Source organism: Streptomyces sp. NPDC047072 (assembly GCF_040643855.1).
GTDB lineage: Bacteria > Actinomycetota > Actinomycetes > Streptomycetales > Streptomycetaceae > Streptomyces.
Genome location: NZ_JBEYVC010000135.1, coordinates 19,867 through 28,379 on the forward strand (window position 1 = coordinate 19,867; position 8,513 = coordinate 28,379).

Genomic DNA, 8,513 nt, shown 5'->3' on the forward strand with positions numbered 1-8,513 from the left:
GGTTCCAGGTCACCCCGGGGTGGGCTGCTGGACTGTTCAAGTGGTGGGATCCGTGGCGGGGCGGCTGACATCCACCACTGACAGCCCTGGTCGGCCAGGCTCAGCGCAGCGTGTCCGCCCAGTTCGCCGGCACGCGCCCCGCCGGCCCCGGCGCGGGCTGGTCGGCAGGGTGGGCGTCCGGAGGAGCCAGGGCCGGACCGGACTCGTACAGCTCGGACGTCTCGAAGTTCCAGAACCAGGTCTCGCCCGGCTCGTAACTGCGGATCACCGGATGGCCGGTGTCCCGGAAGTGGCCGGTGGCGTGCTTGGACGGTGAGTCGTCGCAGCAGCCGATGTGGCCGCACTGGGCGCAGCGCCGCAGGTGGAACCACCAGCCGCCGTCGGCGTCGCACTCGACGCAGCCGGCCCCGCTGGGCGGGACGCTGGGGTCGATGCCGTTGTCCTTGGTCATGACGGCTCCTGGGCCGGGTCGGGGACGGGAACGGGGTCGGTGGCGGTCAGTGGCAGCAGCACCTGGAAGCGGGTGTCGCCCGGTACGGACTCGACTTTCAGGTCGCCGTGGTGCTTGTTGACGACGATTCGCCAGGAGATGTCGAGCCCCAGCCCCGTGCCTTCGCCCACTGGCTTGGTCGTGAAGAACGGGTCGAAGATCCGGCCGCGGATCTCGGCCGGCACTCCCGGGCCCGTGTCGCGGAACTCCACCAGCAGCCGGTCGTGCACCAGAGCGGTGCGTACGGTCAACGTCCCTTCGCCGCCCGCGCTCTTGATGGCGAAGACCGCGTTGTCGATCAGGTTGGTCCACACCTGGTTCAGCTCGGCCGGGTAGGCCGGAATCCTCGGCACCGAACGGTCGTACTCCTTCACGACCTCGATCTGAGGACCGATCTTGCCCGACAGCATCAGCAGCGTGCTGTCGAGGAGTTCGTGGACGTCGGCGACCTGATAGGGCGCGCGGTCCAGCTGCGAGTACTGCTTGGCGGCGTCGACGAGGTGCGAGATACGGGTGGTGGAGTCCTCGATCTCGGACATCAACAGCTCGGCCTCGACCGTGTAGGTGAGCCACTCGACGGCACTCCGCAGGATCTCCTGTTCGTCCACGGCCGCCGCGATCTGCTCAAGCCAGTCGACGTCGAGACCGCCCTGCACGAAGGCGGGCGCCATCTTCCAGCCGTTGGGGACACCGTGGTCGTCCAGCCAGTCGGCGAGTTCGTCCTCCCGGTCGGACGCTTCGAGCGGGCTCAGTGGCGGCGCCTTGGAGACCCGCTCGGCCGTACGCTCCTGAAAGTCGACCAGGTCCTTCAGGAGGTCGTGGTCATAGGCGCCCGAGGCGATCGTGCCGAGCTTGTTGCGCATGTGCGCGACCCGGTCCCGAAGCGACGAGGTGGCCCGTACGGCCGCCGCGGCCGGGTTGTTGAGCTCGTGGGTGAGACCCGCGGACAACGAGCCCAGCGCCAGGAGCCGTTCGCGCTGCCCGACGGCCCGCTGAAAGGTCTGCGAACCGAGGAAGAGCCCCTCCAGGAGATGGATCGCCATCGGAAACCACTCGTGCATGAAGTTCGCGAACGCTTCGGCGGGCAGGACGAAGAACCGCGTCGGCTCCGACACCCGCATCGAGTTGATGTACCGCTGCGGTTTCCCGTCCCGGACGTAGGCCCGCAGGGCTCCCGCGTACACCCCTGGCTGGGACGTGCGGCTGACCTCGATGTCGTCGCTGCCCACCCGGCGCGACATGACGACCGTGCCCTCGATCATCACGTAGAAGCTGGCCGCCGGGTCACCTTCGGTGAACACCGGCCCGGGGTCAAACAGTTCGATCCGTCCCTCGTTGCACAGCTTGTCGATCTGCTCGGCGCTGAGCTTCTCGAAGAGGAACAGCGAGCTGATCTCCGCCGCGTCGCACGGCATCAGCCGCCCACTCATGACTGCTCCCGATACCGGTGGACGAGCATCACGGCCATGGCTCCCTCTCCGACGGCGGACGCGACCCGCTTGGCGGACTCCGCGCGCGCGTCCCCGGCGACGAACACGCCGGGGATGTTGGTCTCCAGGTGGTACGGCGGCCGGTCCAGCTCCCAGTTGGCCGGTGGCCGCCCGTCGGCGGTCAGGTCGGGCCCGGCGAGGATGAACCCGCGCTCGTCCCGCAACACCGTGCCCGCCAGCCAGTCGGTCAGCGGGGCCGCGCCGATGAACACGAACAGCCACTGCGCGTCGACGAGTTCGGTCCGACCGCTCGTCGTGTCGCGCAACGTCAGCTGCTCCAGGTGGCCGTCGCCGTGCGCGGCCTCGACGACCGTGTGGGCCCGCACCGAGATGTTCGGCGACTGGGCGATCTGCTGGATCAGGTAGTGCGACATCGACGCGGTGAGGTCCGCTCCGCGCACCAGCAGGGTGACCGACTTGGCGCCCCTGGACAGGTACATGGCCGCCTGCCCGGCTGAGTTGGCGCCGCCGACGATGTACACGTCGTGGCCCTGGCAGGCGGCGGCCTCGGTGAGCGCGGACCCGTAGAACACCCCGCGGCCCGACAACTCGTCGGCACCCGGCGCCTCCAGCCGGCGGTACGACACACCGGTCGCCAGGATCACGCTGTGCGCCGCGATCTGCGACCCGTCCGAGAACCGTACGAGCCGCGCCGCGCCGCTGCTCTCCAGACCGGTCACCTCCCGCGCGGAGAGGATCTCGGCGCCGAACTTCGACGCCTGCCGTCGCGCCCGGTCGGTGAGCTGGCCGCCGGACACCCCGTCCGGGAAGCCCAGATAGTTCTCGATCCGCGAACTCTGCCCCGCCTGCCCGCCGGTCGCCGACCGCTCCACGAGCACGGTCCGCAGCCCCTCCGAGGCCCCGTACACGGCCGCGCCCAGCCCGGCCGGCCCGCCGCCGATGACGACCAGGTCGTAGAAGTCGGCCGTGGGCGTCGTCGCCAGCCCCACGTGCGCGGCCAGCTCGGGCACCTCCGGCTCGACGAGCGCCGTACCGTCCGCCGTGATCACCACCGGCAGCCGCTGCCCGTCCTGCCCCGCGGCCGCGAGCAGCCGCTGCCCCTCGGGCTCCTCGGTGGAGTACCAGCGGTAGGGCACCTGGTTGCGGGCCAGGAACTCCCGTACGTCCGACGAACGCGCCGACCACCGGTGACCGACGACCTTGGTGCTCGGCACCGGCCGGAAGTCACTGCACCGCCACGCCTCCAGCAGGTCGTCGAGGACCGGGTAGAGCTTCTCCTCCGGGGGGTCCCACGGCTTGAGGAGATAGTGGTCGAGGTCGACGACGTTGATCGCGTCGATCGCCGCATCCGAGTCCGCGTACGCGGTCAGCAGCACCCGCCGGGCACCCGGGTAGACGTCCATGGCCTGTTCGAGGAACTCGATGCCGTTCATCTGCGGCATGCGGTAGTCGGCCAGGATCACCGCGACCAGATCACCACGGAGCTTCAGCTCCCGCAGCGCCTCCAGCGCGGACTCGCCGGACTCCGCGCGCACGATCCGGTACGAGGCGCCGTAGCGCCGCCGCAGGTCGCGGGCGACGGCCCGGGACACCCCGGGATCGTCGTCCACGGTCATGATGACGGTCCGCGCAGCGTCCAGGAGCGGTCTGCCGAGAGATGCTGATGCCGGCTTCGGTGTCTCTGGTTCGGACATGTGCGTCTCCTCGGGCGCCGACCCGTGATGCGGGGTCAGCCGGCCAGTCGGTTGAGCTTGCGGATCTGTCCGTCGAAGGCGCGCGAGGGCACGATCCGGCGCAGGACGCTGACGCGTTTGGCCATCGAGCCGGCGGTGTACCGGAGCTTGGGCCTGGAATCGGTGGCGGCCGCGACGATCGCCTTCGCGACGACGTCCGGGCCATCGGCGTTGCGCACGGCCGTGGCCAGCACGTCTCGGGAGACCTCCCGCTGTGCGGCGTAGACCGGCAGGGGCGAGTCGGGGGCCATGCTGCTCGCCTCGAAACTCGTCTTTGTGTAGGCCGGCTCGACCAGCAGCATCCGGACGCCGTGCTCGCGAAGCTCGTGGTCGACGGACTCGGCGTAGCCCTCGACCGCGTGCTTGGTGGCGGCGTAGACGGCCATGAAGGGGGCTGGGATCAGACCCAGTACCGAGGAGACGTTGACCACGCGGCCACCGCCCTGGGCGCGCATGTGGGGCAACACCGCGTTGGTCATCCGCATCACGCCGAAGACGTTGATGTCGAAGACCTCCTTGGCCTGGCTGGTCGAACTCTCCTCGCCGGCTCCGACCGCGCCCACGCCCGCGTTGTTGACCAGGACGTCGATCCGGCCGAACCGATCGATCACCTCTCCGACGAGGGCGCGGACCGACTTGTCGCTTGCCACGTCGAGATCGAGGAACGTCACTCCGGCGAGCGGCTCGGCCTTCGCCGCGTTGCGGCTCGTGCCGACCACCGCGAAGCCGGCGCCCACCAGGGCGAGCGCCGCCGCCCGCCCGATCCCGGAGGATGCGCCCGTCACGAGGGCCACTCGGTGAGCTGTCTGCATGGTGGTTCCTTGGGTTGTGGGCATGGCTTCGTCGGGCACTGTCCGGTGAGTTCAGCACGGTTGTTTACTGAACAGTCCGAAACCTAGGCAGTTCTGTACCGAGTTGTCAAGAAGGGTGGGTCGGCTTTACCGTCTCTGTATGGCCAGACCACGCAGCTTTGACCGCGACCACGTCCTGCATGCCGCCGAGCGGCAGTTCCGGACCTCGGGCTACAACGGCACGAGCGTCGACGACATCAGCGCCGCCACAGGCCTGGGCCGCGGCAGCCTCTACGGCGCGTTCGACGGCAAGCACGGCGTGCTGATGGAAGCGATGACCGGCTACTTCGCCAGGCTGGCGCAGGGTCCGCGCAAGATGCTCGACGGACCGGACGAGGGCGCCCTGGAACGACTGCACCAGTACTTGCTCCGCGCCGTCCACGGGGTACCACTCGCCGCCGACGTACCACCCGCCTCGGACCGGGCGGGGGCGGCCTGCTTCGCCGCCAAGATGGCCCTGGAGATCGGCGCCTCCGACCCCGAGGTGAAACGCCTGGCCAGCGAGTGCTTCTCCGTGGTCCGGGCGGCGGTGGCCGACTGCGTGCGAGCGGCGCAGCGCAACGGCGACATCGACCCCGACGCGGATCCCGACGACCTCTCGTACCTCCTGCTGACCGTCGTCCGCGGGAGCGATGTCGTCGGCGCGTATGGCCACAGCCCCGAACGCCTGACCTCGATCGCGGAGAGCGCGTTCGCCCTGCTGCCTCGCCCGCACCACCACTGACAAGGGCACGGCGCCGTCCGCGCCGTAGCGACGGCGTCGGCCTGCGTCCCGTACGGGGTGCAGCAGGCCCATCAACCAAGAACCAGGAAGCTGTGGAAAAGCACCGGGACACCGAGGCCATGCTGGCCCTGCTCGACGCGATGGACCAGATGCAGAGCGCAAGCCTGCTGCGGGCCCGCTCCTATGAACTGTTGTCTCTTGTCTCGGGCTCGTCTGTCGTGGACGTCGGCTGCGGTGCCGGGCGGGCCGTCGGTGAGCTGGCCGAGCGTGGCGTCCACGCGGTGGGCGTGGATCCCGATCCGTGGATTCTGGCCGCGGCCCGGGAGCGGTGGCCGGGGGCCGAGTTCCGGGAGGCGGGGGCGGAGGATCTGCCGTTCGCCGACGGAAGTGTGCGCGGCTACCGTGCCGACAAGGTCTTCCAATTTCTTCAGGAGCCGTGGCGCGCGGTGGCGGAAGCGCGGCGCGTCCTCTGCCCGGGCGGCAGGATCGTCCTGGTCGGGCAGGACTGGGACGCCATCATGGTCGACTCCGATGACGCGGCGCTCACCCGCACGATCGTGCACGCCCGTGCCGACCTCCTGGGCACGCCCCGCGCCGGCCGCCAGTACCGGAACCTGCTCCTGGACGGCGGCTTCGACGACGTCACCGTCGAGGTGCACACGAGCGTGTTCACCGATCCTGCGATGCTGTCGTTGGCCACCATGCTCTCCGAGGGGGCCTGCACGAGCGGTGCGGTCGGCCGTGACCAGGCCGATGAGTGGGTCGCCGAACAGCGCCGACGCGCCGAGGCCGGCCGCTTCCTCATCGCCATTCCGTTCTTCGTGGCTGCCGCCTCCGCCTAGAGGGCAGATGGAGCACGGGCTGCGGGAATCCGCTTGACCGGGTTTCCTTGGCCGGCTGGGGGTGGCCCCCTTCCGTGCGAGACGCAGTTGCCCCAGGAGAACGCGGCGATCGTCACCGGCCCCGTCGAACGACCGGTCAGCTCGGCGAGTTCACGGCGGGCCTGCGCATGGTCGTCGAGTACGACGGCGACAAAGGCGTCCCCGTCCCCGGGATCGCGAAGAAACTGACCCTCAAGACCGGTAAGAACGCCGGACGGCACCCCTCGGTCGCCTCCGTCTGCCGCGCGCTCGCCGAAGCCGAGGAGACCGGCGCCCCGGCCGGGCCGACACGGTGGGCACGGTCGTCGAACAGACCGAGGACCAGGCGGACGACGTCGTGGCCGCGCTGCTCGCGCATGCCCGACACCCAGGGGAGCACGCGTGATCCCCTGGGTGTCGCACCGTGCGAAGGGCCCCGGGGCGCTCTGAGCCGAACGCCCTGCCCTGATCAGCCCGTTCGGCCGCACGCCCGATCCCCGCGAGGACGAGCGCCACGACCAGTCCGACGAGGGGGTTACTTCGGAGCGCTCACTGGCTCGGGGCACCCGCCAGTTCGCGCAGGCGAGTGTTGTTCTGCAGCACCCACCGCAAGGTTCGCGGTGCGCGCCCGAGCAGGGTTTCCAGTTGGTCGGAGACTTCGTCGTACCGCCCGCCGGCGATCAGACTGGTCTGGACCCTCAGGTGCGCCGCCACGTGCCGGGCCGTACCCGGATCGCCCAGGTCCTTCTGCAGGGCGGTCTCGTCGAGGAAGGCATCTTGCCAGGCCTCCAATTCCTCAGGGATGTAGACGACCTGGCGTCCCAGCACGGCTGCGTAGTCCTCCGCGAACCCGTACATGTCCTTCAGTTCCGGGCCGGTGAGCGCGTACGACTTCGAGATGTGCGGTGCGGGGTCGACCAGCGCCTTCACACACACCTCCGCCACGTCGTGAACGGCGATGGGCGCGAGCCGCTGGTCGCCGAAGGGCAGGCGCAGTTCACCATTGCTCAGCCCGCCCGCCAGCATCCAGGTCAGATGGGGGTTCTCGGCGAACAGGGTCGCACGCACGTTGACGGTCGGGAGGCCGGACCACTCCAGCACCCGCTCGCAGACCCAGTGCGCCCGCTGCTGCGGTGACCAGTCCGTGACCAGTCCGCCGAGCCAGGAACGCCGCTCCTCATCCGGTGCGGTCATCTTCTCGAACGTCATGTACGACTGCTCGTGGTTGGACAGGTGCACGAAGGCCTCGATGTCGCCCTGGGCTCGCGCCGCCGTGGCCATCAAGGTGAGGGCATCGACGTAGTACGGCTGCGGGGTCATGCTGAAGTAGATGCGCTTGACACCCTTCAGTGCGGCGGCCACGTCCGCGAGTTTGAACAGGTCGCCGACGAAGACCTCGGCACCGGCCTCGCGCAGCGACTGCGCGCGTTCGTCGTCCCGTCGCACGAACGCGCGCACCGGGTGGCCCTGTTCGAGCAGCATGTCGATCATCACCCTGCTCACGCCACCGACATGACCGCCGGCGCCGGTGATCAGAATGGGATTGCGCTCCGACATTGTTGTGTCCTCCATCTGGTGGGGGTGGGTCGGCCGTTCAGGAAGCCGAAGATGTGAAGTCGTCCCAGACGGGCGAGGAAGTCGAGGAGTGTGGCATTGACCTCGGCGCGACGCTCCTGCTGCCCGCTTTGGGGCTTGCCTCGGCGGGGCCCCGACCTGGGCGGTCGGAGGAGGGTCAGCTGTTCAGGAAGCCCAGGATGCGATCGGCGACCGCCTCGGGCTGTTCGACGTGCGGGAAGTGCCCCGCGCCGGGTATGACGATGCGTTCGAAACCGTTCGTGAACAGGTCGTCCATGCCGTCGCTCAACTCCACGGCAAAGCAGTTGTCGTCGGCACCGTGGAGGTAGAGCGACGGGACGGTGATGGCACCGAAGGCCCGGGCTTGCAGGGACTGGGCCGCCTCGTCCGCGGGGGGCGTGAACAACTGGCGGTAGTAGCCCAGGATCTCGGTCAGGACTCCTGGAGCACCCAGGGTTTCCTTGAGCGCGGCACGCTCCGCCTCCGTCCACTCGTAGCCGGGTGACCATTCCCGCCAGAGCCGGTCGATGAAGGCGAAGTCGTCGTGTGCGACGGCCGCCTCCGCCAGGGCTGTCTGGAAGAAGAACATGTACCAGCTGCGTCGCTGCTGGTCACCGTCGGTGACCAATGCGTTCAGCAGCTGACGGCCATGGGGAGCCGACACGGTGACAAGCTTGCGGACACGCCTCGCGTCGAGGCTCGCAGCTCCGTACGCCGCCGCGGCTCCGAAGTCGTGGCCGACGATATCCGCCTGCTCGCGCCCGAGCGCTTCGACCAGGGTCAGGACGTCCTGGCCGGTCGAGAACGCGCGGTAGGAGCCGTCTGGGGC

9 protein-coding genes are annotated in these 8,513 nt (G+C 69.5%); 2 read left to right on the plus strand and 7 right to left on the minus strand.

What is annotated here, in order from left to right; genetic code table 11:
* Window positions 1-100 precede the first annotated feature (100 nt).
* From ABZ896_RS38370 to ABZ896_RS38385, 4 genes are all read right to left on the minus strand, one after another.
* Window positions 101-451, minus strand: a complete 351-nt coding sequence (locus tag ABZ896_RS38370) for a UBP-type zinc finger domain-containing protein (RefSeq protein WP_360939522.1) — start codon at window positions 449-451, stop codon at window positions 101-103.
* The gene (locus ABZ896_RS38375; protein WP_360939525.1) at window positions 448-1,920 is read right to left on the minus strand and encodes an ATP-binding protein; all 1,473 of its coding nucleotides are present in this window, start codon (window positions 1,918-1,920) and stop codon (window positions 448-450) included. The genes ABZ896_RS38370 and ABZ896_RS38375 overlap by 4 nt, the downstream gene beginning before the upstream one ends.
* Window positions 1,917-3,557, minus strand: coding sequence for an FAD-dependent oxidoreductase (locus ABZ896_RS38380; protein WP_360939539.1), 1,641 nt, complete (start codon window positions 3,555-3,557; stop codon window positions 1,917-1,919). Before ABZ896_RS38380 ends, ABZ896_RS38375 begins: the two co-directional genes overlap by 4 nt.
* A 113-nt stretch (window positions 3,558-3,670) precedes the next feature.
* The gene (locus tag ABZ896_RS38385) at window positions 3,671-4,486 is read right to left on the minus strand and encodes an oxidoreductase (protein ID WP_360939527.1); all 816 of its coding nucleotides are present in this window, start codon (window positions 4,484-4,486) and stop codon (window positions 3,671-3,673) included.
* Window positions 4,487-4,625: 139 nt separating this feature from the next.
* On the opposite strand from ABZ896_RS38385, the gene ABZ896_RS38390 reads away from it, so the two are divergent.
* Both ABZ896_RS38390 and ABZ896_RS38395 read left to right on the plus strand, forming a co-directional pair.
* On the plus strand, window positions 4,626-5,249 hold the full coding sequence (locus ABZ896_RS38390) for a TetR/AcrR family transcriptional regulator (RefSeq protein ID WP_360939529.1): 624 nt from the start codon (window positions 4,626-4,628) through the stop codon (window positions 5,247-5,249).
* Between the two features lie 119 nt (window positions 5,250-5,368).
* The gene (locus tag ABZ896_RS38395; RefSeq protein WP_360939541.1) at window positions 5,369-6,091 is read left to right on the plus strand and encodes a methyltransferase domain-containing protein; all 723 of its coding nucleotides are present in this window, start codon (window positions 5,369-5,371) and stop codon (window positions 6,089-6,091) included.
* Window positions 6,092-6,227: 136 nt separating this feature from the next.
* Here ABZ896_RS38395 and ABZ896_RS38400 read toward each other — a convergent pair whose 3' ends face one another.
* The 3 genes from ABZ896_RS38400 to ABZ896_RS38410 all read right to left on the minus strand — a co-directional run.
* A complete protein-coding gene (locus ABZ896_RS38400; protein ID WP_360939531.1) occupies window positions 6,228-6,488 on the minus strand; it encodes a hypothetical protein in 261 nt (86 codons plus the stop codon).
* Between the two features lie 170 nt (window positions 6,489-6,658).
* On the minus strand, window positions 6,659-7,666 hold the full coding sequence (locus tag ABZ896_RS38405) for an NAD(P)H-binding protein (protein ID WP_360939533.1): 1,008 nt from the start codon (window positions 7,664-7,666) through the stop codon (window positions 6,659-6,661).
* A gap of 175 nt (window positions 7,667-7,841) precedes the next feature.
* Window positions 7,842-8,513, minus strand: a 672-nt coding sequence (locus tag ABZ896_RS38410) for an alpha/beta hydrolase (protein ID WP_360939535.1), incomplete at its 5' end; no start/stop codon positions are given.